Raw genomic sequence first — 23,947 nt, forward strand, 5'->3', positions numbered from 1 at the left:
TCCCATTTATTTATTAATCCCTCTTATCTTTGGAATGTTCTTTTGTCTTCCATAGTCTGTAATGCGTGTTTCTACATTAACTCTTACTTCCATGTCAGGATATTTCTTAGAAAATTTATAGTCATCATATTGCTGAAGAGTAAGGAACTTTTTACGGGCTTCCAATGACCAACCGAATGGTTGTGCCTTGAACTCATTCTGGGTACGCTTTATAAAAGTGAGAAACTCCTTTTTTATTTCGTTTTGCAATGATCTCTCTAATTTATCACGATTTTTCTTCTCTTGATAACTCGTTAGAGTGTGGTCAGACAATATCTCAAGAATTAGAGAAACAGTGACCTCGATAATAGGTTTCTCTGCTTTTAAATTCATTCTTACTTTTGTTTTTTTACTTTTATTAATTTTGACAGCCAGTTGGTTCTTTTTAGAGAAAGGATCAGGATATGAAGCGATTATATTCTCAGCTGCAGGTTCCATTCCAAGTAAATTGGCTATACGTACTTCATCACCAGTTATTTTTTCAATCATTCTTCCGTTTTTAAAAACGGCTGCTCCACCAAATTCAGTTCTATTTGTATCTCCTTGAAAAGGAAGTTCTCCAGCCAAAATTCTGTTTTCAACTCCACCATCAAATGTCTTGTCTTCTTCGATAGTTGTGTAAAGACTGAGATATAGATCAGAACCTGACTCGGTTATACGGTAATATTGCAGTAGCTCGGAAGGTCTGGGAGCAAGTCCGGTTTGTTGTATGTTAGCAATGATCAAATTAAAATATTTATGAACACGTGCTTCCATCTTTGGCTTTGTTTGCTCAAAATATTTTTCGGGGGTTTCATCTGTTACGATTAGTTGAACATCACGCCGAATTTGTACATCTTTTTGAGCATCATAAATATATCGAATGAATTTTTTATCACGTGCCAATTTTTCAGATACGATAATGAATTGAAGCTGATCATACGTAACAGTTTTTGCCATTACTGTACTGAACCTGTTCTTTGACGAAACAAAATCATTTGCTTCCATTGTAACGAACTCTCTCGGGCTACTTGAAGCGCCACCACCCTGTATTTGTGCACCGAACTCAGGATTCGGTGATAAATAGGTCACTTTAATCAGATTATTTTCACCTTTGTCCAAGCCAATGCCTACAATATAAGAACGTTTTTCAATTTCTTGGCTATCCCAGCATCCAGTAAGTAGAAGAAGGGAGAGCAGAAGCAGTAAACATTTTTTAATTGTCACGCTTAGTTTCCCTCCTTTTCTTGAACTTTACAACGCCCCAAAGGAGAATTGTAATTGATATTGTCGGGAGAGAGAGAAGATTAATAAAGGATTTACGCAATTCCGGTAAGGCAAATGAAGGCTGTTCCGGAATCATACCTATAAAGACCGTTAATACAGCTAAGATAGGAACGATTAACTGGAATTTATTAATCTTAAAAAGCCTTCCCAATAGGTAGGCAGTAACATAGAAATAAAAAGAAAATCGAATTATTAGTCCAATCAGCCAGAAAGGAAAGAATAAAGACTCGACGTTCTTAATGAAACCAAGGGAAATATATCGTATAACTTCATGCCATGGGTAATTAAGCAGTTGTGCCGACTTATAATCAAACACTGTTATAAAGGCAATCATGGAGAGGGTAATTTCAATAGTTACCATTATGAGCATAATCCACATACCTTTGCGGAAATCTTTCTTAGTAGGAAGCAAGGTAGCAAATATACAAAAATAGAAAAATTCATCTAACAAAGAAATACTGCTTATACTCTCTTTAATGACATCCCATTCACCGTAACCAAATAATGGATAGATAAAGCTCGTCTGTCCGTGCCCAAATGCTAATACTAAAGCTATGAATAAAAAAAACTTAAGATAAACGATTATGGACCAAGCAAGAGAGCTAATTGCCCCGATTCCCATCATTGCCCCGATACTGCAAAGGATAACGATCAAGCCATAGATTGCGACTACGGGAGTATTAATGAAATACATCGTGGAAATCAGGTCAGAATATATAGCTGAGTCAATTATTAGGCTTAAATACAGTGAAATAAACAAATACATTACGACAATCCAACCAATTATTTTCCCGAAGCCAATATAAATGACATCTATAAGATTTTGGCCTTCATACCTATCTAGAGTGTTCATTGTCAAATAAATTAGGACACCGACAATTACACCACTTATGAGTGGAGCCATCCACGCTGAATTGGCTAAACTTTTATAATATACAACGGGTGTATCGTCAGTCAGCTTCAACCCGACTATAATAGCTCCCATTGAAACAAACTCTCTTAGGCCGATTACATTGGTGGGCTTCACAGGCATCCCTCTATTTCTTCGTTAAATCTTTTGGATCCAGATATTCAGGACGGTACTTCTCTTTGGTAATTCTTCTGCGGAACAAGACATTTTTTGATGATGCATATACAGGTGTGAACGGAGCAAGGTAGGGCACACCGAAGGATCTAATTGAAACCATATAAAACATTCCGACTGCGAAGACAGCCGCCATGCCAAAAATGCCGAATAACCCCGCTGCAAGTATGAATAAAAGACGTGTGGAACGTATAGCGAAGTTCATACTAATATCTCCAACGACAAAAGAACTCAGACCACTTAAGGCAACGACAATTACTACAATGGGACTGACTATATTCGCCTGAACAGCCGACTGGCCAAGAATTAGAGCACCAACAATACCAATTGTAGGTCCAATCGGTGCTGGAACGCGAAGTCCAGCCTCACGAATTAATTCGAAAGCAAGTTCCATTATTAACACTTCAACCAAAGCTGGAAAGGGAACTTTTTCCCGTGTGGAAGCAATGGCGAAGAGAAGGTCAGGAGGTATCATACTTGAATGGAAGTTGGTCACAGCAACATATATAGCGGAAGTGAATATCGTTACAAAAATAGAAATCGCCCTTAGAATACGTATGAAATTCCCAAATATAAATCTTAAATACTGATCATCAGGTGAATGGATGAACGACCAGAACGTAGCTGGAAGAACGAGCACAGCGGGGGTACCTTCCATAAGAAGAATAACATGTCCATCATTCAGAAAGGCGGCAGCTCTATCCGGACGCTCAGTGTGCAGCAATGTTGGGAATAGAGAGTAAGGATGTTCGTCTATATATTCTTCAAGAATAGAAAGATTTTGCAGCAGTGCGGGGTCCAGGTTTTTTATTTTTTTTCGTATTTTGTCTATTGTTTCTGTGTTGGCGATATCGCTGATGTATGAGATGAACAACTGATTGTTTCCTCTAGCAGATATAGTAACGTTTTCGAAAACAAGATTTTCATTTTGCACCCTTTTTCGAATTAGGTTGATATTAGTCGAGGCCGTTTCGTTAAACCCTTCTTTTGGACCTGTTAGAGTAATTTCATTTGCAGGCTTTTCAATTGAACGTGCTTCGAATTTTGTAGTATCCAATTTATATGCAATTGTTGATCCGTCGATAAAGACAACAGTATTGCCTCTATTAACATTTTGGATAGCATCATGAATCGTTTCAACCTCAGTAATGGAAGCACTGTCTATTATATTTCCCATGCTTTTATCTACGCTATTAATGCTTAATAGAGGTTTGATAATACTGTCCTCAATTGACTTCGTATTACTGATTGAACTGATAAACAGCAAGAAGGCCGGCGTACTGCCGATGTTCAAGTCGCGAATGACTATATCCGCATTCGTAGGAACGTGGAATAGCTTCTTGATGAGTTGGCGAGTTTGCTCCAGCTTCTTCGGTATCTTTTGATCTTTAAGATCTTGGTTTTGTGTTTTCTTGTTAGGTTTGCGAAACATGCGCTGCCTCCGTTCAAAAGAGCATTCTTAGATTAGCATGTCCAACTGTTGGAAATTATAAAACCCGAAAAACGGAGAAACACCGCTTTTCGGGTTGATTCATAAATCAGTTTCCTTTTGGTTTAAAAATAAGAGCCGCAATAACACCAAAGACAATAGCTGCCGAGATACCTGCACTTGTTACTTCAAAGATTCCGGTTAGTACACCGATGATTCCATGCTGTTGCATTTCCTCCATCGCTCCGTGTACAAGTGAATTACCAAAACTTGTGATTGGAACAGTTGCTCCCGCTCCGGCAAAACTGATTAGCGGCTCATACAGGCCAAGACCATCAAGTATAGCACCCAATACAACAAGGGTCGTTAATGTATGGGCAGGTGTCATTTTGAACACATCAAACATAATTTGCCCGATTACACATATTAGACCTCCGATAATGAAAGCCCAGAGAAATATCATGCTTGTTCACATCCATTCTCAATGGAAACTGCATGTGCAATTACAGGAATCGAGTCATTCTGATTCATGCTAAGAGGGGAGTGAAGCGCTCCTGTTGCAACGAGCAGAACGCGATTCAATTTACCGCTGAATATTTTTTTCATGAAATGACCGTAAGTGGTAACAGCTGCACAAGCCGGTCCACTTCCTCCAGCTTGTACTTGCTGGTCATCTTTATAAATTGTCATACCGCAGTCTTTATAATTGGAATCATTCAGTTTAATGCCCTGCTTGCCTAACAATTCCATGGATATGCCATGTCCGATTTTTCCTAGATCGCCTGTTACGATTAAATCATAATAGGAAGCGTCGACATTGCGTTCTTTTAGGTGGGTTACAATCGTATCAACTGCTGCTGGAGCCATTGCACCGCCCATATTGAAAGGGTCTGTGATCCCCATATCGATTACCTTGCCAATGGTTGCTGAAGTAACACTTGGCCCTTTACCTTGTTTGGCTAGAAGCACGCAACCTGCACCGGTAACTGTATGCTGGGCAGTCGGGGGCTTTTGTCCACCGTATTCAGTCGGATAGCGGAACTGACGCTCGGCCGCAGAGTTATGACTTGACGTGCCGCTGAGCACATAATCCGCACCTTGTCCGTTAATCAAAAAAGCAGATAGCGCAAGGCTCTCTGTCGTAAGCGCACAGGCACTGAAAAGTCCAAAATAGGGGATCTCCAAAGTTCTTGCCGCGAAAGTCGTTGGGGTAATCTGATTCGTCAAATCTCCGCTGACAAAAAAGTTCACATTTTTTTCATTAATATTAGCTTTCTTCAAGGCAATATCACATGCTTGTTCCATCATCATCGTTTGAGCCTTTTCAAAAGAAGCCTGCTCAAGCCACATGTCGTCATGAAGGAGGTCAAAGTCAGCTGCAATGTTTCCGGCTGCTTCATCTGGTCCTCCTACAGCTGCTGCAGAGAGAATGACAGGGTTATTTTTGAAAAGCCATGTACGTTTTCCAGTGAGCATTTACATTCCTCCCAGCTTAAGAAATATGGCTTTGATCAGTCCGATAATAAACGCAGAGAACACACCATAAACGATAACTGGACCGGCGAGCTTCAGCATATTCGAACCAACACCAAGCACATAGCCTTCAGTCCGATGCTCAATCGCCGAACTAATAACCGCATTCCCAAAACCTGTTACAGGGACAGCTGTTCCCGCTCCAGCAATTTGAGCAAGTCTGTCATACACACCGAAACCTGTCGCCAGCATGGTCAGGAAGATCAGTGTCGCTACCGTTGGGTTTCCAGCTGTCTCTTCGGTGAAGTCGAAGAAATGGATATAAAATGCCGTTATGCATTGTCCAATAAGACAAATAATACCACCTATCAGAAAGGCTTTAAGACAATTTTTAAAAACAGGTTTTTTCACTTCATGTTTGTCTTGTATTTTTTTATAGTTTTCGATTTCTTTCGTTTGTTTCTTGCTTTCTGCCACAGTCGTTCATTCCTTTACGTTTTTTTACGTGAAAGCTTTGTCAGCCACTCAATTTTCTGCTTAATATCTATGTTGCTGCCGCTCTTTCTCAGTTCCTGCTCGGCTTTGGCAGTTTCTGTAACCAGTTTGGTGTCACTAGAAATTTCAATTTTTCTGCCGGGAAACATTTTCGTCAGATCTTTCCTTGCCTGATTTTTAATTTGTTCGACCGTGAAGCTATGGTGATGGTGTACATCGAAAGCGACAAACAGAGTGTCCGAGCTATTAATTGCATGAACTGTTTTAATCTCCTTATAGCCGGAAAGTTTTCCTTTTGCTTTGATGGAAATTGTTTGATCCGGCTTATCAGGAGCACTGTTTCGCAAATCCGCTTTTGTTGCCCCGTTGCCGCAAGCGGTGAGGAGTATTAGTGAGAAAAGAAGCAGTGCTGACATAACTTTTAGTTTCATCGCTTATCACACTTTCTTTAAGATTTTCTCTTTATATTCTTTATTTGTTGCATGGAATTATGCATCTATAGGCATAAAAAAATCACGCGCGGTTTGAAACCGGCGTGATTTTTCCTAATTAAGCAATCTGTTTTGATTCACTAAATAGAGGAATTAGTTTTGGATAAACTTGTTCAGCATGATTACCTTCGATAATTAATAATACTTCATCATGTGGATCGATCATGAAGAATGATAGCAATTTAGGAAGGTCCCGAGCATCAGCCATTGCTTCTTGATGATACAAGAAAATGTTAATGTCACGATGAATTGCGAATGTATGAATTTCAAGAAGATCCTTTGTCATAAGTTTTTTCTGGATCTTAATTGTATGTGAAGCGATTTCCTGCATGATTTTTGCACCTCTGATTAATTCTTTTTGTTATCGTTCTGCAGAGAATGTATACCCGCTTGATAAATAGCTTAAACAGGGATCAATAAAGAACTTGTTTTCTTGAAAACGAGGTGCTATTGCTCTAGTATGACACTAAAGACAAGGAACGTATTCGTTTGTTTGAGGTATAGATTAAAAGGGAAAAGGAGTTGGTAATTGATGCAAGCCAGAAAACCCATTCCGGTATGCGAAGCGGTTGAAAAAGTGATGTTGCATGCACAACCGGGAAAAATAGAATTAGTGAATTTTTCTGATGTTGGGGGTCGTCGTCTTGCAGAGCCGCTTATCGCGACAAATCAAGTACCTACTTTTGATAAGTCTCCATATGACGGATTTGCATTCAAAGCTTCTGATACAAAGGATGCTTCAAAAGAGAACCCAATTTGTTTTGAAGTGATGGAAAGAATCGGGGCAGGTGAATTACCAACAATTACTCTTGAATCTGGACAAGCAACCCGTATTATGACAGGTGCGATGATTCCTGAAGGAGCCGATTGTGTTGCTATGCTAGAAGTATGCAAGGATTTCCAAGAAAACGGAAAGCAATATATGGAAATGAAGCGTAGGATGGAAGCGGGACAAAACATTATGACAGCAGGCTCTGAGCTGGATGAAGGTGCCATACTTGCCGAAAAAGGTGCCTATGTAAATCCTGGAGTTGAAGCGCTGCTTGCTACATTTGGCTACAATGAAGTGAAAGTGGCTAAGAAGCCGCTCGTCGCCATCATTGCAACCGGAACGGAACTACTTGATATTGATGAACCGCTTCAGCCAGGAAAAATTCGCAATTCAAATGGTTATATGGTCGGTGCTCAGGCTAAGCGCGCAGGAGCCGATTGCAAATATTATGGGAAGCTTCAAGATGAATTGGAATCAAGCTACAAAATGATTGAACAAGCATTTCATGAGACAGATATGGTAATCACAACAGGCGGAGTTTCTGTTGGCGATTTTGATTTAATGCCTGAGATTTATAAGAGACTCGGTGCAGAAGTGCTGTTCAATAAAATTGGTATGCGTCCTGGAAGTGTAACAACTGTTGCTGTGAAAGATGGTAAATTTTTGTTTGGTTTGTCAGGAAATCCGTCGGCTTGCTATGTGGGATTTGAACTTTTTGCACGGCCAATTATCCAAAAAGCTCTTTTTAACAACAGTTGCTATCATATAAAGGCGAAAGCAGTGCTAAAAGAGGATTTTCCAAAGCCGAATCCGTTTACTCGTTTCGTCCGTTCCAATATTGAGTACGGACCTGATGGACTAGAAGTACATCTTGCAGGCTTGGATAAATCGAACGCAGTCAGCTCTCTTGGTAATACAAATGCTTTAATGGTACTTCCAGGGGGAACACGCGGATTCAAGGTAGGAGATTTAGTGCAGGTGCTTCTGCTTGAAGAGACAAGGGGACAAGCAGAGTTTCAAATATAGATAAAGGATGATAAAAATGACTGCAAATCAAAAGCATGTGACAGATCGATTCGGCAGAACGCTTAGAGATTTGCGCATTTCTGTTATAGATAAATGCAATTTACGCTGTACGTATTGCATGCCGAAAGAAATATTTGGTGATGACTATGCTTTTCTTCCTGAAGAGGAATTACTCAGCTTTGAAGAAATTTCTGATTTGGCATCAGGATTTGCCAAACTTGGCGTAACGAAGTTGAGATTGACCGGTGGTGAGCCGTTATTACGCAAGGATTTGGGAAAATTGGTTGCTAGTCTCACTGCAATAGAAGGTATAGAAGATATTGCGTTGACAACGAATGGCATATTGCTAGTGAAACGTGCTAAAGAACTTAAAGAAGCAGGACTTCAGCGTGTTAATATTAGTCTCGACGCGATTGATGATAATGTTTTTAAGGAAATTAACGGAAGAGGTGTCGTCGCGAAGCCTGTGTTAAAGGGGATTGACGCGGCAATTGATGCTGGGCTTGATGTCAAAGTGAATATGGTTGTCAAAAAAGGCATGAATGAGAATCAAATTCTTCCGATGGCTCGTTATTTTCATGGTAAGAATGTGATTCTTCGTTTTATTGAATTCATGGATGTCGGAAATCATAATGGTTGGGATATGAAAAATGTTGTATCCAAAAAAGAAATTGTAGACAAAATCAATGAAGAGCTTCCGCTTGAACCTGCTGAACGAAATTATTATGGAGAAGTCGCTTCACGTTTCCGTTATAAAGATGGTGGAGGAGAAGTCGGTGTCATTTCTTCGGTAACCGATTCTTTTTGTGGTACTTGTACAAGGATTAGACTTTCAGCAGACGGCAAATTATATACTTGTTTATTCGCTTCGGAAGGATATGATATCAAATCTAAAATCCGCAGCGGCCTGGCAGGAGAAGAACTTGAAGATGATCTTGCTGCTCTCTGGGGGAGACGGACGGACCGTTATTCTGATGAACGCAGCAGTCTGGAACAGCCGCGAAAGAAAATAGAAATGTCTTATATTGGCGGTTAAAATCATATAAAGGAAGAAATGAATGAAAACTTTTTATTTGAAATCACTCGCTATTCTTGAAGAAGCATCTAATGAGCTTAACCGTGTGGATATTGAACTGATTGACGGTCTCATTATCAATAGGGAAGACGAAAATCATGGTTGGATAGTTGAAGCTTATATTGATAAAGATTATAATTCCTACTTCATAAACTTAAAGGAACAGGGAAAAGTAATGATAGAGGTCAAAATTACGAGTGAACATAATGAGCCGGCAACTATGATTGCTGAGATCATTGGCATGAACGAGTTGGGAAAAGAAATAAATGTTTTGTTTCGAGGGAAAATTGTTGATGAACGCAAGGAGAGAATAGAAAAGAAACTGAAAGAGCTGATTGACCAAGGTTATCAGGGAGATCAATTGCTTGAAAAACTAAAATCTTCTATTTAAACAAAGAGCCCTTGCTTTTTATCCGGAAACGGCGTATCTTAAGTTTCAAAGTCGGCTATTTTAAGCAGACTGTCTGACGAAAGCAGATTGCAAGGAGTTTTGGAATGATTAAACAGCGTCGTCCCTTTTATCAGTGGAAAAATGCACTTTCACCAGTACGTCTGCTGCTATTATTTTATTTGGCAGCAGTTATTTTTTCGACTATATTGCTCTCTCTACCTTTTGCTTACAAAGAGGGTGTGCATGTCGCATTCATTGACATCATGTTTACTGCTGTCAGTGCACTAAGTGTAACCGGTCTTAGCACAATTTCTATCGGAGATACTCTGAGTGTTCCAGGTGTATTCATACTTATGATTATTTTGCAGCTTGGAGCGGTAGGAGTCATGGCGCTTGGAACGTTTATTTGGCTTTTTCTTGGTAAGAAAATTGGCTTAAAAGAACGCAGGCTGATTATGACGGATCAAAATCAGACGAAGTTCGAAGGAGCAGTTAAGCTAATTGAGCAGATTGTAATTGTGCTGCTTACGATTGAGTTTCTGGGCTTTCTTATTCTTGGTACATATTTTCTCAAGTATTATCCAGATCCGGGTACCGCATATTATCACGGACTTTTCGCTACTATTAGCGCAATTACAAATGGCGGGTTTGATTTAAATGGTAGTTCTTTGCAGCCATTTGCGCATGACTATTTTGTTCAGTTCGTTACAATGATTCTTATCATTTTTGGAGCAATTGGTTTTCCTGTATTGATTGAATTGAAAACCTTTATTTTTTCCCGAAATGATTCAAGACGTCATTTTCGATTTAGTCTGTTTGCAAAGGTTACATCGATTACTTTTTTCAGTTTAATTGTTGCAGGAGCAATCGGAATTTATTTGTTGGATGCCAATCAGTTTTTCAAAGGGAAGTCTTGGCATGAAAGTTTGTTTTATGCCTTATTTCAGTCTGTAACAACGAGAAGTGCAGGTCTTAATACGATGGATGTTTCTCAGTTGTCTCAAGAAAACCAGCTTTTCATGTCCTTCCTTATGTTTATTGGTGCATCACCGAGTAGTGCAGGCGGTGGAATTCGAACAACTACTTTCGCGCTTGTTGTGATTTTTATCATTACATATGCTCGAGGAGGACGCAGTATCAGGCTTTTTAAAAGGACTATTTTTGAAGAAGACTTGCAGAAAGCTGTTACAGTTACTCTGATGGCACTTGCATTTGTTTTCGTATCACTAATTATTCTTATGAGCATTGAGCCGTTTTCAATGATGCAGATACTATTTGATGTGACATCGGCCTTCGGTACAGTCGGACTGTCATTAGGTATTACCCCTGATCTCAGTACTTTCAGCAAGCTTGTACTCATGTTCCTCATGTTTGTCGGACGTGTAGGAGTTGTCACGTTCCTATTCATGTTCAAAAATGACCGTAAAGAGAATGAAAAATTCCAGTATCCGAAAGAAAGAATGATTATTGGATAACAAAAAAAAGGTTCCCATCACTTAGACGGGAACCTTTTTGTTTAGCAGTAGTAGGCCGCTCCGACAATGATCAGAAGAATGAACAATACAACGATCAAAGCGAAGTTGCCGATACCGCCACCACAAGCAGGATAGCTTTCAACCTGAGTATATCCACAACCACAATTTCCACCAAAGAACATATACAGCACCTCCGTTGTTTTGTAGTACACTATAATGTATGAGAAGGGCTGTTAATTGTCTGGTCAATAGCCCATATTCAAAATAAGAATTGGGTCAAAGTCGCCGGTACTTCATTTTTTTGAAAATTGTTGATATGATGGAAGTGAAAACGCTTTATTATAGAGGAGGGCTAAAGGTAATGTGGGAAACAGCTTTTGGCATAATTTGCTTTTTAATTCTCGCTTTAAACATCGGGTATTGTGTATTTGATAAGGAACATTAAGAAAGCCGGCATTTTGCCGGTTTTTTTAATAAAATTTGTCAAAAGTTTTAAATAGTAGTTTACTTTTTGGAACATTCGTTCTATAATGGGGTTATCATTTAAATGCACTGCAATAAAAAGCAGTTGAAAGATTTTTGGCTACTACATACATTTTTATTGTAGCCTCTTTCCGAACGGCAATGAAGCATCTTAAAGCAAAGGGGGCGCGGGTATGTATTCCAAAGTATATTTGCAACGGAAGATTGAGCTATTGCGCCATGAGATGACTGAAATAGCCATTGAGAAAGGATTCTCAGACGATGAAGCAGTTAGACTTAGTCAGGAACTCGACTGTTTATTGAATGAATATCGAAGACTGGAAGATACAGGTTGGTATTCTTTGGAAAAGCCTTGAACAATTGATCAAGGTAATAAAAAGGATGTTTAAATGAGGAAATTATTGGTGAAACTACTCTCACATATGGATTGGGAGGTTTTCACATGGATGTTTTCTCATTTGAAATAGAAGTATTATGGCCAATGATTTTGTGCCTTTTTTTATTCACTTTTATATACATACTTTTGCTTCCACTAGCTAAGTGGATTGTGCAGGCCGGTGCAACGCGTCTCCTTGCCTATTTGGCGAGCGGGTCTTTTTGTGTTGGTGTTTTGTATTCATGTATGCTAGTAGCTCCGAATCTTGTCCAGAGGTTCGATATTCGTTTGCCACTACAATATTTCGCATGTTTTGGTCTTGCTCTTGGTCTCATTCGTTTAATCGGAGGACGAACAGGGAGGAGAGCACAGGCAGCTAATTATTATAAAGGAAGGCAGTCAGGTCAATAAACCTGACTGCCTTTTATCTTTTTGTACGATAATTTGGAGTGCCGTTCCGCCAATCGAGTTTGCCAAGAGAAGAAGGCGTATAGCTGGAGTATGTTGAAGTTTGTACAGAAGCGTCATTCCGTTTCGGTTGCAATCCAATATATTTGGAAATAATTCGCTTCGCTTCCGAAAGAGGCATTTTCGTTTGGGGATTCCGATAGTTCTGGTCTTGCTCTCCAAGGTGCTTCAGTTTTTTGAAATCCTCCTTGGTTGGCGGTATATGGAAGTAATACTGGGCAACTTTTATAAGCAGAGTAGAATGCTGACTACTCATTTTTGGATTTTCTGAAAAATGAAGTCCAATTTTTTTCGCTTTGTTTTCTTTAAGCAGTTTTTCAATTGCGGATTTCTTTAAATAGTAGAGATGTTGCGGTTCTGGAGCTGTCTTCGCATGGCGGTTGATCGTGTAGAGCGCTTTTGCCAATTCTTCCGTAGAAATCAAATCTGGTTACCTCCCGATTTCAGGCTAGGACAAGCCTATACCAAATTATCAGTGTTTGCAATAAGAACTAAGCCGCCACTTATAATATCGACAGCGGCTTATGGTCAAACTTTGTTGCTAAGCGTATAGCAATGGACTTCAGGCTTGCAAAGAAATCTGTATGGGAGACGGGTTGTGCCAATGCCACTATTCACATAAAGATCCAAGTTACGGCTGCGATCATTGAAATCGTATTTTCCTCGGATGTACTTGGTCGCATAGGAAGGTGTATAAAGGCTTCCAAGGAAAGGTAAACGAATCTGTCCTCCATGGCTGTGTCCCGAAAGCTGCAAATCTACAGGATATGATCTTGCTATATCAGCGAAATCCGGTGCATGCGAGAGTAGAATGGTGAAGTGCTCTGAAGGAGCGTTGTGGAGCGCTGCATCAATATCTGGACGGCCAAGGCTCATATCATCTATGCCTGCTATCGTGATTGCTGCATTTCCTCTATTGATTATCTGGTGTTCATTCAACAGGAGGGTAAACCCAGCCTTGTTCATCAGATTTTTCAATATAGTAGTACCATTCCCGCCATGGTCATGATTGCCGTAGATCCATAATTTATCTTTTGCATCAAAGGTACGAAGCGCATCAATCAACTGATCATTCCAGTTATAAAGGTCAGGACGATCAACAAGGTCACCAGTAAATACAATAAGATCTGGTTGCAGTTCGTTTACTTCTATTGCCAATTGTCGCAGCTGTTTCACTGTATATTGAAATCCAATATGCGTATCTGAAAATTGAACAATGCGATAGTTGTCGAATTGGGCTGGCAGTCTGCCAGATGAAATGGTTTCCCGACGAATTGCAAGCATAGCCGGCTCAATATCGCGTGCATAATAATATGTACCACCAGAAGCCCCTGCAAAAGCAAGTAAACTGCCAAATGTCTTTTTCAGAAAAGTTCTTCTGTTCATCGTGCCAACCTTTCTATAAACCAATAATACTATTCTATGAGTATAACACGAAAAGCGGTTACATACATCACGTTAGAAGCATTATAAAAAGTAATGAAATCCTCATTTTGAATTGGGATAAATTCCGGTCTTTATGCTAAACTGTAAATGTGCTCATAATATAAAGAGCGTATAAAGAAATAGAAGATTTACCAAAAGGGGCGGAACAAATGACCATGATTCACGATCAGCTCTCACAGGCACCAAAAGTTGGTGAGCTGATGATTCCCGGAGAAAAGGTGGCCCATGTCCAACTGAATAATCCTTTGGAACATGCTTTGCTCGTCCTGGTCAAATCCGGATACTCTGCTGTTCCTGTGCTGGATACTTCATATAAACTGGCTGGCCTGATCAGCAAGACAATGATTTTGAATCAAGTAATGGGTCTTGAGCGTTTTGAAATGGAAAGACTCTCTGAGATAAAAGTGCAAGAGATTATGGATGAGGAATTGCCGAATCTAAGTAAAGAAGATTCTTTCATGAAAGGGCTTAAACTTGTTATCGACCATCCATTTGTTTGTATTCAGGATGAAGAAGGGTACTTTGAAGGTATACTTACGAGAAGAGCGATACTAAAACGTGTCAACCGTGCGTTTTATGAAGCAATAGCAGAAAAGAAGGATAATGCCTAATTTGGGCATTATCCTTCTTCATTTTGGTCTTTGGATTGTTGCTGTTCTTTTTCAAAGGCAAGCTGAATTTGTTTCCGGATGTCTCTTTCACATTGGAATTGCTGGCCGCTGGCGGTTTGTCCAACAATGCGTAACACTGCGTTTGAAGCATCGAGATTTTGGACTCCGAGCAGATGAGGGCCGTCTGTGAAACGTATGTCATTTCTGAAGTGTGCGCATACATCTTCAAGGATTGCAAGAGCACGGTCGATTTCTTTGTCACGAGGCACAGTAAAGTCGACAAGAGCCCGCATATTCCCGCGCGAATGGTTGGCAACATTTGTAATATTTCGGTTCGGAATGTAGTTCAGTGTCCCATCAAATGAACGAATTTTAGTCGTTCTTAATCCTACTTCTTCTACAATACCATCTACGGAACCGATTGTTACGTAGTCATCGATTTCCAACTGCCATTCAAGCAGTATGAAGAAACCTGTTACAACATCACTTACAATCCCTTGGGCTCCAAAACCTATTGCTAGACCTACGACACCAGCACCAGCAAGCAGTGGTCCAATTGGAATTTTAAGTACATCGAATATCATTATGATAAGGATAAAGAAAAGAATATAGAAATAGACATTGCTTAAAAGCTTCTCGAGTGTTTTAATCCTGCCTGGCTTAATTTTCTTTGAATTACCGGTTTTCGTAAGGACTTTACTAATAATTTTCTTCCCAACAGGCAGTAATATAAGGAAAAGAACAATTAATACAACAATTATAAGGGAATTAGAAAGAAATACTGCAACCCAGCTATCGTCATTTTTTGTCAGTTGTTTGAATAATTTTTGCATTTTGAGCTCCTCTCGTTGTCGAAAAATGTGCTAAAACTACATTAACAATAAGTCGTATGGAAAATCAAGAAAGACAGATGATTTTACGATGACGATACTTCTCGCAACTGTAAGCCCATTATGTTAGAATGAGAAAACCAAATGAGCTGCAATGGAGGAAAAAGGATGAAGCGCGAATTTGCCGTAATTGGGCTTGGCCGTTTCGGAGGAAGCATTTGCCGGGAATTAAGCATGGAAGGCATGGATGTGCTTGCTATTGATGTAGATGAAGATAAAGTGAATGAGTTCAAGAACTTTGCATCTTATGCAGTAATCGCTGACTCAACTGATGAAGCGGCACTGAAAGAGCTTGGTATAAAAAATATAGACCATGTTATAGTGGCCATTGGCGACAATATTCAAGCGAGTATTCTGACGACTGTCATTTTAACAGATCTTGGTATTAAAAAAATCACAGTAAAAGCACAGAATGACTATCATGAGAAAATCCTCAAAAAGATAGGGGCAGATCAGGTTGTTCATCCGGAGCGGGATATGGGTAAGAGAATTGCCCATAATATTATCTCCAACAACATCCTTGATTATTTAGAGCTATCTGATGAACACAGTATTGTTGAAGTTAAAGTGGGGGAAAGGATGCTTGGCAAAACGCTTGTCGATCTTGATATTCGTGCCAATTACGGTTGTAACGTTGTTGCTATTAAGCGAGGCAAGGAGATCAACGTTTCACCAAGCGCTGATGATGCTTTGCAGAAGAGTGACATTTTAATTGTAATAGGAGCAGACAATGATATTTCTCGCTTTGAACGCCATCTTGTCGTAGATGATGATGATGACGAAGATCTATAATTCAATTCTATTCCAATAAAAACCTGTCCCAAATTAATTTGGGACAGGTTTTTCGCTATTTACAAAAGGCTATAGTATAGAGGAGTGTTTCGATTAGAGAAGGAGTTGTTCATAGTGGAAAAAAGGACAGGTGCGATTCTCGCTGATCAGCTGATTGATTGGGGAGTTGAACATATATATGGCATGCCAGGGGATTCCATTAATGAATTTATGGATGATCTACGAGAACGACAGGATGCTTTAAAGTATATTCAAATTAGACATGAAGAAGTTGGAGCGCTTGCGGCTAGTTCTTATGCCAAACTTACTGGAAAGCTTGGCGTCTGTATGTCAATTGCTGGGCCGGGCGCAATTCACCTCCTTAATGGTCTGTATGATGCTAAAGAAGACGGTGTTCCAGTGCTTGCCATAGTTGGCCAAGTAGCAAGTAATAAAATGGGAACAGGAACTTTCCAAGAGGTGAATTTGGATCGTGTATTTCAAGATGTAGCTGTGTATTGTCAACAAGCGCAATCAAGTGCCCAACTTCCCGATATGCTGAATATTGCTATTAAGAAGGCCTACAGCAAGGGCGGTGTCTCTGTACTGATTGTACCGGACGACTTGTTTGCAGAAAAACAGAATGTGTCCCCAGCTCTTACATCTCGTGCATTTTCACAACCGAAAGTCATGCCTGGTGAGCAAAGCTTAGCTAGAGCTGTCCAGATGATCAATGAAGCAAAGAAACCAATAATCTTAGCAGGAAGAGGGACTAGATCTGCGAAAGAAGAGTTGCTATCATTTGCCGAGAGGATCGGGGCACCGATCTGTTTTGCTTTGCTGGGAAAAGGAATCTTACCAGATTATCATGAGCTAAATCTTGGCCAGCATGGACAAATTGGTACAAAACCTGCATATGAAGCAATGATGGAAGCGGATTTACTCATTATAGCAGGTTCATCATTCCCTTACAGAGAATTTCTCCCTGATAAGGTTAAGTCAATTCAGATTGAAATCGACCAAAGCAAACTCGGAACGATTTATCCAGTTGATTTAGGATTGTGTGGAGACGCGAAGGTTGTACTTGACCTGTTGACAGCAACAGTTGAGGCTAAACAAGATAGGACATTCTTAGAGAAGTATAAGAAAAAGATGGAAACCTGGTTTAAGCATATTGAGAGGGAAAAGATGGATAACAGAAAACCAATGCAGGCTCCACAAGTGATGAATGTACTTGATAAAGTTGTTGATGATCATGCAATCATTTCATGTGATGTAGGGAACGTGACAGTCTGGACCACACGTTACTTCCCATTTACGAATCAAGATTTTCTCGTATCAGGAAGACTGGCCACAATGGGATGTGGGCTACCTGGAGCAATTGCCTCTCAACTTGCTTATCCTGACAGGCAAGTAGTAGCGATTTGTGGTGATGGAGGTTTTGCGATGGTCATGCATGATTTCATTACTGCAGTGAAATATGAGTTACCAATAAAAATCATTGTACTTAATAATAGTAAAATCGGCATGATTAAATATGAGCAAGCGGGTCAGGGACACTTGAACTATGAGACAGATCTAGGTGAAGTGGACTTTGCGGCTTTTGCTAGAAGTTGTGGGGGAGATGGCTTCAGAGCTAATTCTATCGAGGAATTGGATCAAGCAGTACAACAGGCATTTTTATCAAAGAAGCCGGTAATAATTGATGCTGTCATCGAAGATAAGGCTCCGCTGCCTGGAAAGATTGGTTATCAGCAAGCGATTAAGTACTCTGAATTCCTAGTGAAGAATTTCTTTAAAAATAAAAAGATTGAATTTCCGAATCTCGCTGAAACGACGCGCCGTATATTCTAATAAAAAAAGTGATGAAGCTTTTACAGCTCCATCACTTTTTTATTATACTTCCATAATAATTGGAAGTACCATTGGGCGACGCTTTGTGCGTTCATACAAGAATGGTGAAATCGTATCGGTAATTTCATTTTTAATTTCGGACCATTGAGTCGTTCTGCGGTCCATTACCCGGTTCAAATGATCAGAAACGAGCTTCTGTGCTTCGTTAATCAAGTCTTCTGACTCACGCATGTAAACGAAGCCACGAGAAATGATATCAGGGCCTGAAGCAATCTTGAATTCCTTCATATTAATGCTGACTACGACGATAACAAGTCCTTCTTCAGATAGGATGCGACGGTCACGCAATACAATATTGCCGATATCGCCAATACCTTTACCATCTACATAGACTGTACCAGAAGGGATTTTACCAGAAATGGTAGCTTGATCTTTACCAAGCGCAAGGACATCTCCGTTATCCATAATGAATGAATTCTCCATAGGCACATCGCATGCTTCAGCAAGCTTGGCATGCTGCTTAAGCATTCTATATTCACCATGTATAGGCAAGAAGTATTTAGGTTGAATCAAACGGAGCATAAGCTTCATTTCTTCCTGGCTACCGTGACCAGAAGTATGAATATTGCTTAGACGGCCATGAATGACATCGGCTCCAGCTCTAGAAAGCTTGTCAATAGTACGGCTGACACTAACTGTGTTCCCTGGAATTGGAGAAGAAGAGAATACAACTGTGTCTCCAGGAATAATTTGAATATGACGGTGTGTGCCATTGGCGATGCGGGAAAGCGCAGCCATCGGCTCACCCTGTGAACCAGTGCATAGTATGCAGATTTGATCAGCAGACATGCGATTGATCTGATTTGGCTCAATGAATGTGTCTTTAGGAGCCTGGATATAGCCAAGTTCCTGTCCAATTGTAATGGCTGACTCCATGCTTCGACCGAAAACGGCTACTTTACGGCCGAATTTAACAGCATTTTCGATAACTTGCTGCAAACGGTAGATATTAGATGCAAATGTTGCGAAAATCAAGCGTCCATCAGTTTTGCTGAAAATATCATTAATACTTTCACCAACAACTCGCTCAGACATTGTAAAGCCCGGTACTTCACTGTTTGTACTATCAGAAAGCAGGCAAAGCACACCTTCTTTTCCGATTTCGGCCATTTTAGCTAGGTTCGCGGGTTCTCCAACAGGTGTAAAGTCGAATTTGAAATCACCTGTATGAACAATGTTACCTGGTGGTGTTTTAACTACGATACCATAGGAGTCCGGGATACTATGTGTTGTACGGAAGAAGCTGACAGATGTTTTGCGGAACTTGATTACATCATCTTCTTCAATAGGAATCAGCTTTGCGTTACGCAATAGACCATGCTCTTCAAGCTTGTTTCGGATTAGTCCAAGTGCCAATTTGCCACTATAGATTGGAATGTTCACCTGGCGTAGAAGGAAAGGGATTCCGCCGATATGATCTTCGTGTCCATGTGTTATGAACAAGCCTTTGATTTTGTCCTTATTTTGTACAATGTAAGTGTAATCCGGGATGACATAGTCGATTCCGAGCAAATCATCTTCTGGGAATTTTACACCGGCATCAATAAGAATAATTTCATCCTGGAACTGAACGCCATAAGTGTTTTTGCCGATTTCTGAAAGGCCGCCAAGAGCGAAAACGGCAGCTTGGTCATTTTTTACAAATTTCATATTCTACAACCGCTCCAATTCATATTTTTCGGATTCTTGTTCGTAGGCAAGATGCGCTTCGTCGAGCGGCTGTACGAGTTCAATGTTGTAATCGCGATCTGCCAGTTTACGGCGCACTTCACGTACGGAATCCGCCTCAACATATAGACTTTTTGTTCTTTCACGAATAGGAGCTTCAAGCGAAGACTCCTGGAATAATACTTTGTATACCATTTCATCTCTCCTAATTTTTTGCAGACAAATACGAATGGCTCTAAGCCATCCACTCTGCAGTTAATTTATATAAAAGCAAAACGCTTTTCCGCACCTTTGCAAGCGGACAGAAACCATCAATCTGGGACTGTCCTAATGGAAACCGACTTTAATATTAACGGTTATCACTGCTGTATGTTGTTGGTACTCGCTTTCTTCCCAACAAATCCTTTAGACGTTTCTTCAGCTTTTCTTTAAGACGCCTCAACATGTGGAAGCCATCTCCTTCCCGAAGAATGATGAGAAAAGCGTCAAAACAAACAGAATACCGGCCCAATCCTACTTATCTATAGTATAATACGATTTGTGTAATAATTAAATAAAAATGTATGTTTTGCATGAAATAATTCATTTCTATTGTAGACGTGAGAAGAAATTATATACGAAACAGCTGCTTGTGTGTGACTTTGTAAAGGGGCGGATTCTGGAATGAGCAAGGAAATGGTCTTGTTTGATATTGACGGAACGCTTGTGGACAAGGAGAAGCGCATCCCGGCTTCAGCAAAACAGGCGATCACCGATTTGAAGAAGAGAGGTATTGAGGTTGCTGTGGCAACAGGAAGACCAGCTTTTTTGTTTGACGATATATGTAACGAATTAGGGATAGACTCGTACGTCTGTTTTAGTGGTCAATACGTTGTTTATAAAGGTGAAGTCATTTACGAAAATGAAATAATCGAGGATGAGGTTTTGCGCTTGCACGAAAAAGCGGAAGCAGCAGGTTATCCAATGATTTTCATGACAGCAGAGGAAATGAAGGCAACAGTTGCAGAACACCCGCATGTTTTTGAAGGACTCCAAAGGTTAAGATTTGATTATCCGGAAACAGACCCGAAATTCCATATAGGTAATAAAATTTTTCAAGCTCTCTTGTTCTGTGATGAATCGTCAGAAGAGGGGATGCGCTGTATAGAAGACCGCTCCAGATTTATCAGATGGCATCAATTTGCCTGCGATGTTCTCCCGGGAGGCGGATCCAAGGCTGTAGGCATTGGCAAGCTCCTGGATGCTGCAGGTATCAGCCAAAGGAATACGTATGCATTTGGAGACGGACCAAATGATGTAGAGATGCTGCAGTTTGCTGGTGTCGGCATTGCAATGGAGAATGCTGTTGCGGAATTAAAAAAAGCCGCAGATCACATTACGGACCACGTAGAACAGGATGGTGTCGCTAAGGGGCTGCGACATTTTGGGCTTATATAATGAAAAATAGGAAGAGACTGTAGTCTCTTCCTATTCTATTGCTTTGGAATTGTCGGGAATGGTAAAAGGGTTTTCCTTATTGATATGGTCATAGAACATAATACCATTCAAGTGGTCGATTTCATGCTGGAAAACAATCGCGGCATAGTTGCGCAGGCGCAGCTTCACTTCATTGCCATCCATGTCCACAGCTTTTACTGTTATCCTCGCTGGACGAGGGACAAAGCCTTCCACGGGACGATCAACTGAAAGGCATCCTTCACCAGCTTGCAGATAGACCAGTTCAACAGAATGACTAACAATTTTTGGGTTATATAAACCGTAACTGTACAGCTTTCCATCAAAATCCTCGAAATGTACAGCCATCATCCTTTTATTGATTCCAAGCTGAGGGGCTGCCAATCCAACTCCTGGGCGCAAATTACATTTAGCGGCAATTTCATCGTCTTGGCTATTTATTAGAAACTCAAGCATTTCCTTAAGTATTTTCTTTTCCTCAGCTGTAGGTGGCAACTGTACTTCTTCCGAGCGTTTCCGCAGTGACGGATGTCCTTCTCGTACAATTTCTTTCATTGTGATCATTTATTTAATTCACTCCTGTTTATTACGGCATGTCATACGTGTATTTTACCACATTATAAGTGCAGACATCACATCCTCTGTTTGGCAATGGTTTTTGAACCATGTATGATACTGGTTAGAAATTTCAAATATGGGGTAAAAGACATGGTAGGTTTTGGGAGGGATACATATATGAAGAAACTAATACTTGGATACGGATTCGTAGGCACTATATTAATAGTGTTTCTTGCGGCTTGTGGGGGATCTCCTGCGGAAAAAATGCATAAAAACATGGAAGAATCCGTAGGTATTGAGAAAAAGGCTGCTGATGTGCAGGATAAAATCATTAGTTTGGAAAAGAAGGAAAAACAAAGCTACGATAAATTAATCAGTCTTGATGACCATAAGATGAAGGAAATTAAAAAACTGTCAAATGATGCAAAATCAAATATTGACAAACGTCGCGTCCTCGTCAAAGAGGAAAAAGAGATCATGAATGACTCCAAAGAAAATTTCCAGAAAATTGAGGGTCAAATTGATAAACTTAAAACAAAAAAAGAAAAAGTGAAGGCAAAAGCAATGCATAAAGCGATGATGGAACGTTACAAGCTTTATGGTAAATTGAATAAGGCTTATAAAAGATCACTCGCTGATGAAAAAGAAATGTACAGTCTGCTGGCAAAAAAAGATGCAACACATGACCAGGTGAAAAACGTAATTGAAAAAGTAAATAAAAGCTATGACAAGCTCGTTCAGGCAAACAAATCATTTAACGTGCAAACGGAAAAGTATAACGACTTTAAAAAAGCATTCTATAAAACAACGGACCTTGATGTCAGTTATAAGAAGTAATGTGTTCATACAGGGCAGACTCTTAAAGGAAGAGTCTGCCCTCTTGCTATGTTAAAGTGATACAGCGACAAGTATGGTTTATGTAACAGGCTTCGCGGAAAGGTGACAAAACCAGCGATGGCAAGCGTTTTGCGTAAAAAATCTAAACAAAGTAATTGACCAAACAGAGGAATATGAGTACACTTTAACTAGATTGAATATTGTACCATTTGCTCTGCTGAAAAGAGTATAACAGTTTTATAACCGCCTTTAAATGTGGACTGATTCAAATATACATACAAATTATTAATCATTTGCAAATAAGGTACAGCACAGGATTGTTCATTTTAGAACACATCTATGCATAGCAAACGAAGGGATGGGTGAATGGATTGAAAAACGTTCTAGAAAGCATCGAAAATCAATTTGAAATGATCCAGATTCTGGATGAGGAAGGCAATGTTGTGAATGAAGCGGACATGCCTGATCTTTCCGATGAAGATCTTAAGGAACTTATGCGCCGCATGGTTTATACGAGAGTACTTGACCAACGTTGTGTCGCATTGAACAGACAGGGGCGCCTCGGCTTCTATGCACCTACAGCGGGACAGGAAGCTTCTCAGCTCGCTAGCCAGTTCGCACTTGAGAAAGAAGACTTTATACTTCCTGGTTACAGAGATGTTCCACAAATTATTTGGCATGGTTTGCCACTTTATCAGGCATTCTTGTTCTCACGCGGTCATTTCCATGGCAATCAGATGCCTGAAGGTGTTAATGCGCTTAGTCCTCAGATCATTATCGGGGCTCAGTATGTACAGGCTGCAGGCGTTGCTCTCGGTATGAAAAAACGCGGCAAGAAATCAGTAGCCGTTACATATACAGGTGATGGCGGAACGTCTCAAGGTGATTTCTATGAAGGAATCAACGTTGCCGGGGCTTATAAAGCGCCAGCAATTTTCTTTGTTCAAAATAACCGCTTTGCGATTTCTGTACCAGTTGAGCTTCAAACAAACGCGAAAACACTCGCCCAGAAGGCTGTAGCTGCTGGTATCGAAGGTTATCTAGTTGATGGTATGGATCCACTAGCAGTTTATGCAGTTACTAAATATGCACGTGAGCGCGCAATCAATGGGGAAGGTCCGTCACTTATCGAGACACTTACTTACCGTTATGGTCCGCACACACTTGCAGGTGACGATCCGACACGTTATCGTACAGAGGAATTGGATAAAGAATGGGAAAAGAAAGACCCAATTGTACGTTTCCGCGCCTTCCTCGAGAAGAAAAACCTATGGACTGCTGAAGAAGAAGAGGCAGTAATGGAAAAGGCTAAGGAAGAGATCAAAGAAGCGATCAAAAAGGCTGATCAATACCCTAAACAAAAAGTAACAGATCTAATTGATAATATGTTTGAAGAGCTTCCTTCGAACTTGCAGGAACAGATGAAACAATACAAAGAAAAGGAGTCGAAGTGA

Annotated in this window: 27 protein-coding genes; 12 read left to right on the forward strand and 15 right to left on the reverse strand. The window is 40.2% G+C overall.

Annotated features, from left to right (window positions below):
* Window positions 1-6: 6 nt before the first annotated feature.
* From QR721_RS05225 to QR721_RS05260, 8 genes are all read right to left on the reverse strand, one after another.
* Window positions 7-1,245 (reverse strand): Ger(x)C family spore germination protein, encoded by a 1,239-nt coding sequence (locus QR721_RS05225; protein ID WP_348029400.1) that lies wholly within the window; start codon window positions 1,243-1,245, stop codon window positions 7-9.
* Complete coding sequence (locus QR721_RS05230; protein WP_348029401.1) at window positions 1,235-2,332, reverse strand: GerAB/ArcD/ProY family transporter; 1,098 nt, start codon at window positions 2,330-2,332, stop codon at window positions 1,235-1,237. The genes QR721_RS05225 and QR721_RS05230 overlap by 11 nt, the downstream gene beginning before the upstream one ends.
* Before the next feature lie 10 nt (window positions 2,333-2,342).
* Window positions 2,343-3,821, reverse strand: coding sequence for a spore germination protein (locus QR721_RS05235; RefSeq protein ID WP_348029402.1), 1,479 nt, complete (start codon window positions 3,819-3,821; stop codon window positions 2,343-2,345).
* A gap of 106 nt (window positions 3,822-3,927) precedes the next feature.
* Window positions 3,928-4,281: a stage V sporulation protein AE gene (spoVAE, locus tag QR721_RS05240; protein ID WP_348029403.1), complete on the reverse strand. Its 354-nt coding sequence runs from the start codon at window positions 4,279-4,281 to the stop codon at window positions 3,928-3,930.
* Entirely contained in the window at window positions 4,278-5,294 is a 1,017-nt protein-coding gene (gene spoVAD, locus QR721_RS05245; protein WP_348029404.1) for a stage V sporulation protein AD, read from the reverse strand. Before spoVAD ends, spoVAE begins: the two co-directional genes overlap by 4 nt.
* Entirely contained in the window at window positions 5,295-5,738 is a 444-nt protein-coding gene (spoVAC, locus tag QR721_RS05250) for a stage V sporulation protein AC (RefSeq protein WP_431189532.1), read from the reverse strand. It abuts the gene before it with no gap.
* Between the two features lie 44 nt (window positions 5,739-5,782).
* Window positions 5,783-6,217 carry a YhcN/YlaJ family sporulation lipoprotein gene (locus QR721_RS05255; RefSeq protein WP_348029406.1) on the reverse strand — a complete coding sequence of 145 codons (435 nt, stop codon included), beginning with the start codon at window positions 6,215-6,217 and terminating at the stop codon, window positions 5,783-5,785.
* 118 nt (window positions 6,218-6,335) lie between these two features.
* A complete protein-coding gene (locus QR721_RS05260; RefSeq protein ID WP_348029407.1) occupies window positions 6,336-6,608 on the reverse strand; it encodes a hypothetical protein in 273 nt (90 codons plus the stop codon).
* Window positions 6,609-6,806: 198 nt separating this feature from the next.
* On the opposite strand from QR721_RS05260, the gene QR721_RS05265 reads away from it, so the two are divergent.
* The 4 genes from QR721_RS05265 to QR721_RS05280 all read left to right on the forward strand — a co-directional run bounded on the left by QR721_RS05265 (window position 6,807) and on the right by QR721_RS05280 (window position 11,016).
* The gene (locus tag QR721_RS05265) at window positions 6,807-8,075 is read left to right on the forward strand and encodes a molybdopterin molybdotransferase MoeA (protein WP_348029408.1); all 1,269 of its coding nucleotides are present in this window, start codon (window positions 6,807-6,809) and stop codon (window positions 8,073-8,075) included.
* A 16-nt stretch (window positions 8,076-8,091) separates the two neighbouring features.
* The gene (gene moaA, locus QR721_RS05270) at window positions 8,092-9,111 is read left to right on the forward strand and encodes a GTP 3',8-cyclase MoaA (protein WP_348029409.1); all 1,020 of its coding nucleotides are present in this window, start codon (window positions 8,092-8,094) and stop codon (window positions 9,109-9,111) included.
* Window positions 9,112-9,133: 22 nt separating this feature from the next.
* Entirely contained in the window at window positions 9,134-9,541 is a 408-nt protein-coding gene (locus QR721_RS05275) for a YwpF family protein (protein ID WP_348029410.1), read from the forward strand.
* Window positions 9,542-9,645: 104 nt separating this feature from the next.
* On the forward strand, window positions 9,646-11,016 hold the full coding sequence (locus QR721_RS05280; RefSeq protein WP_348029411.1) for a TrkH family potassium uptake protein: 1,371 nt from the start codon (window positions 9,646-9,648) through the stop codon (window positions 11,014-11,016).
* Between the two features lie 41 nt (window positions 11,017-11,057).
* Here QR721_RS05280 and QR721_RS13880 read toward each other — a convergent pair whose 3' ends face one another.
* Window positions 11,058-11,129, reverse strand: coding sequence for a YjcZ family sporulation protein (locus QR721_RS13880; RefSeq protein ID WP_431189533.1), 72 nt, complete (start codon window positions 11,127-11,129; stop codon window positions 11,058-11,060).
* 543 nt (window positions 11,130-11,672) lie between these two features.
* Between QR721_RS13880 and QR721_RS05290 the strand changes: the two genes are divergently transcribed.
* Window positions 11,673-11,855, forward strand: coding sequence for an aspartyl-phosphate phosphatase Spo0E family protein (locus QR721_RS05290; RefSeq protein ID WP_348029413.1), 183 nt, complete (start codon window positions 11,673-11,675; stop codon window positions 11,853-11,855).
* Between the two features lie 86 nt (window positions 11,856-11,941).
* Window positions 11,942-12,286: a hypothetical protein gene (locus tag QR721_RS05295; RefSeq protein WP_348029414.1), complete on the forward strand. Its 345-nt coding sequence runs from the start codon at window positions 11,942-11,944 to the stop codon at window positions 12,284-12,286.
* A gap of 13 nt (window positions 12,287-12,299) precedes the next feature.
* Here QR721_RS05295 and QR721_RS05300 read toward each other — a convergent pair whose 3' ends face one another.
* Together QR721_RS05300 and QR721_RS05305 are read right to left on the reverse strand one after the other, a co-directional pair.
* The gene (locus QR721_RS05300) at window positions 12,300-12,767 is read right to left on the reverse strand and encodes a YkyB family protein (protein WP_431189516.1); all 468 of its coding nucleotides are present in this window, start codon (window positions 12,765-12,767) and stop codon (window positions 12,300-12,302) included.
* 104 nt (window positions 12,768-12,871) lie between these two features.
* Entirely contained in the window at window positions 12,872-13,729 is an 858-nt protein-coding gene (locus tag QR721_RS05305; protein WP_348029415.1) for a metallophosphoesterase, read from the reverse strand.
* Window positions 13,730-13,938: 209 nt separating this feature from the next.
* On the opposite strand from QR721_RS05305, the gene cbpB reads away from it, so the two are divergent.
* Complete coding sequence (cbpB, locus tag QR721_RS05310; RefSeq protein ID WP_348029416.1) at window positions 13,939-14,400, forward strand: cyclic-di-AMP-binding protein CbpB; 462 nt, start codon at window positions 13,939-13,941, stop codon at window positions 14,398-14,400.
* Between the two features lie 8 nt (window positions 14,401-14,408).
* Here cbpB and QR721_RS05315 read toward each other — a convergent pair whose 3' ends face one another.
* Window positions 14,409-15,233, reverse strand: a complete 825-nt coding sequence (locus tag QR721_RS05315; RefSeq protein ID WP_348029417.1) for a mechanosensitive ion channel family protein — start codon at window positions 15,231-15,233, stop codon at window positions 14,409-14,411.
* Window positions 15,234-15,398: 165 nt separating this feature from the next.
* On the opposite strand from QR721_RS05315, the gene QR721_RS05320 reads away from it, so the two are divergent.
* Both QR721_RS05320 and QR721_RS05325 read left to right on the forward strand, forming a co-directional pair.
* Window positions 15,399-16,082 (forward strand): potassium channel family protein, encoded by a 684-nt coding sequence (locus tag QR721_RS05320; protein WP_348029418.1) that lies wholly within the window; start codon window positions 15,399-15,401, stop codon window positions 16,080-16,082.
* A 111-nt stretch (window positions 16,083-16,193) separates the two neighbouring features.
* A complete protein-coding gene (locus tag QR721_RS05325) occupies window positions 16,194-17,915 on the forward strand; it encodes a pyruvate oxidase (protein WP_348029788.1) in 1,722 nt (573 codons plus the stop codon).
* 42 nt (window positions 17,916-17,957) lie between these two features.
* Here QR721_RS05325 and rnjA read toward each other — a convergent pair whose 3' ends face one another.
* Both rnjA and QR721_RS05335 read right to left on the reverse strand, forming a co-directional pair.
* Window positions 17,958-19,625 (reverse strand): ribonuclease J1, encoded by a 1,668-nt coding sequence (gene rnjA, locus QR721_RS05330; protein ID WP_348029419.1) that lies wholly within the window; start codon window positions 19,623-19,625, stop codon window positions 17,958-17,960.
* Between the two features lie 3 nt (window positions 19,626-19,628).
* Entirely contained in the window at window positions 19,629-19,838 is a 210-nt protein-coding gene (locus QR721_RS05335; protein WP_348029420.1) for a DNA-dependent RNA polymerase subunit epsilon, read from the reverse strand.
* A gap of 468 nt (window positions 19,839-20,306) precedes the next feature.
* Here QR721_RS05335 and QR721_RS05340 point away from each other — a divergent pair, with 468 nt between their 5' ends.
* Window positions 20,307-21,080, forward strand: a complete 774-nt coding sequence (locus tag QR721_RS05340) for a Cof-type HAD-IIB family hydrolase (RefSeq protein ID WP_348029421.1) — start codon at window positions 20,307-20,309, stop codon at window positions 21,078-21,080.
* 30 nt (window positions 21,081-21,110) lie between these two features.
* Here the strand turns inward: QR721_RS05340 and def are convergent, their stop codons facing one another.
* The gene (gene def / locus QR721_RS05345; RefSeq protein ID WP_348029422.1) at window positions 21,111-21,662 is read right to left on the reverse strand and encodes a peptide deformylase; all 552 of its coding nucleotides are present in this window, start codon (window positions 21,660-21,662) and stop codon (window positions 21,111-21,113) included.
* Between the two features lie 171 nt (window positions 21,663-21,833).
* Here def and QR721_RS05350 point away from each other — a divergent pair, with 171 nt between their 5' ends.
* Window positions 21,834-22,493, forward strand: coding sequence for a YkyA family protein (locus tag QR721_RS05350; RefSeq protein WP_348029423.1), 660 nt, complete (start codon window positions 21,834-21,836; stop codon window positions 22,491-22,493).
* Between the two features lie 410 nt (window positions 22,494-22,903).
* Entirely contained in the window at window positions 22,904-23,947 is a 1,044-nt protein-coding gene (gene pdhA, locus QR721_RS05355; protein ID WP_348029789.1) for a pyruvate dehydrogenase (acetyl-transferring) E1 component subunit alpha, read from the forward strand.

The organism is Aciduricibacillus chroicocephali (assembly GCF_030762805.1).
In the GTDB taxonomy this organism is placed as follows: Bacteria; Bacillota; Bacilli; order Bacillales; family Amphibacillaceae; genus Aciduricibacillus; species Aciduricibacillus chroicocephali.

Bases quoted from the DNA above. Each gene is read 5' to 3' on its own strand.
- QR721_RS05275 (WP_348029410.1), top strand. From the start codon at position 9,134: ATGAAAACTTTTTATTTGAAATCACTCGCTATTCTTGAAGAAGCATCT.
- spoVAD (WP_348029404.1), bottom strand. From the start codon at position 5,294: ATGCTCACTGGAAAACGTACATGGCTTTTCAAAAATAACCCTGTCATT.
- cbpB (WP_348029416.1), top strand. From the start codon at position 13,939: ATGACCATGATTCACGATCAGCTCTCACAGGCACCAAAAGTTGGTGAG.
- QR721_RS05340 (WP_348029421.1), top strand. From the start codon at position 20,307: ATGAGCAAGGAAATGGTCTTGTTTGATATTGACGGAACGCTTGTGGAC.
- QR721_RS05280 (WP_348029411.1), top strand. From the start codon at position 9,646: ATGATTAAACAGCGTCGTCCCTTTTATCAGTGGAAAAATGCACTTTCA.
- QR721_RS05320 (WP_348029418.1), top strand. From the start codon at position 15,399: ATGAAGCGCGAATTTGCCGTAATTGGGCTTGGCCGTTTCGGAGGAAGC.
- QR721_RS05235 (WP_348029402.1), bottom strand. From the start codon at position 3,821: ATGTTTCGCAAACCTAACAAGAAAACACAAAACCAAGATCTTAAAGAT.
- QR721_RS05290 (WP_348029413.1), top strand. From the start codon at position 11,673: ATGTATTCCAAAGTATATTTGCAACGGAAGATTGAGCTATTGCGCCAT.
- QR721_RS05260 (WP_348029407.1), bottom strand. From the start codon at position 6,608: ATGCAGGAAATCGCTTCACATACAATTAAGATCCAGAAAAAACTTATG.
- moaA (WP_348029409.1), top strand. From the start codon at position 8,092: ATGACTGCAAATCAAAAGCATGTGACAGATCGATTCGGCAGAACGCTT.
- QR721_RS05305 (WP_348029415.1), bottom strand. From the start codon at position 13,729: ATGAACAGAAGAACTTTTCTGAAAAAGACATTTGGCAGTTTACTTGCT.
- QR721_RS05315 (WP_348029417.1), bottom strand. From the start codon at position 15,233: ATGCAAAAATTATTCAAACAACTGACAAAAAATGACGATAGCTGGGTT.
- rnjA (WP_348029419.1), bottom strand. From the start codon at position 19,625: ATGAAATTTGTAAAAAATGACCAAGCTGCCGTTTTCGCTCTTGGCGGC.
- QR721_RS05335 (WP_348029420.1), bottom strand. From the start codon at position 19,838: ATGGTATACAAAGTATTATTCCAGGAGTCTTCGCTTGAAGCTCCTATT.
- QR721_RS05255 (WP_348029406.1), bottom strand. From the start codon at position 6,217: ATGAAACTAAAAGTTATGTCAGCACTGCTTCTTTTCTCACTAATACTC.
- QR721_RS05350 (WP_348029423.1), top strand. From the start codon at position 21,834: ATGAAGAAACTAATACTTGGATACGGATTCGTAGGCACTATATTAATA.
- spoVAE (WP_348029403.1), bottom strand. From the start codon at position 4,281: ATGATATTTCTCTGGGCTTTCATTATCGGAGGTCTAATATGTGTAATC.
- def (WP_348029422.1), bottom strand. From the start codon at position 21,662: ATGATCACAATGAAAGAAATTGTACGAGAAGGACATCCGTCACTGCGG.
- QR721_RS05295 (WP_348029414.1), top strand. From the start codon at position 11,942: ATGGATGTTTTCTCATTTGAAATAGAAGTATTATGGCCAATGATTTTG.
- pdhA (WP_348029789.1), top strand. From the start codon at position 22,904: ATGATCCAGATTCTGGATGAGGAAGGCAATGTTGTGAATGAAGCGGAC.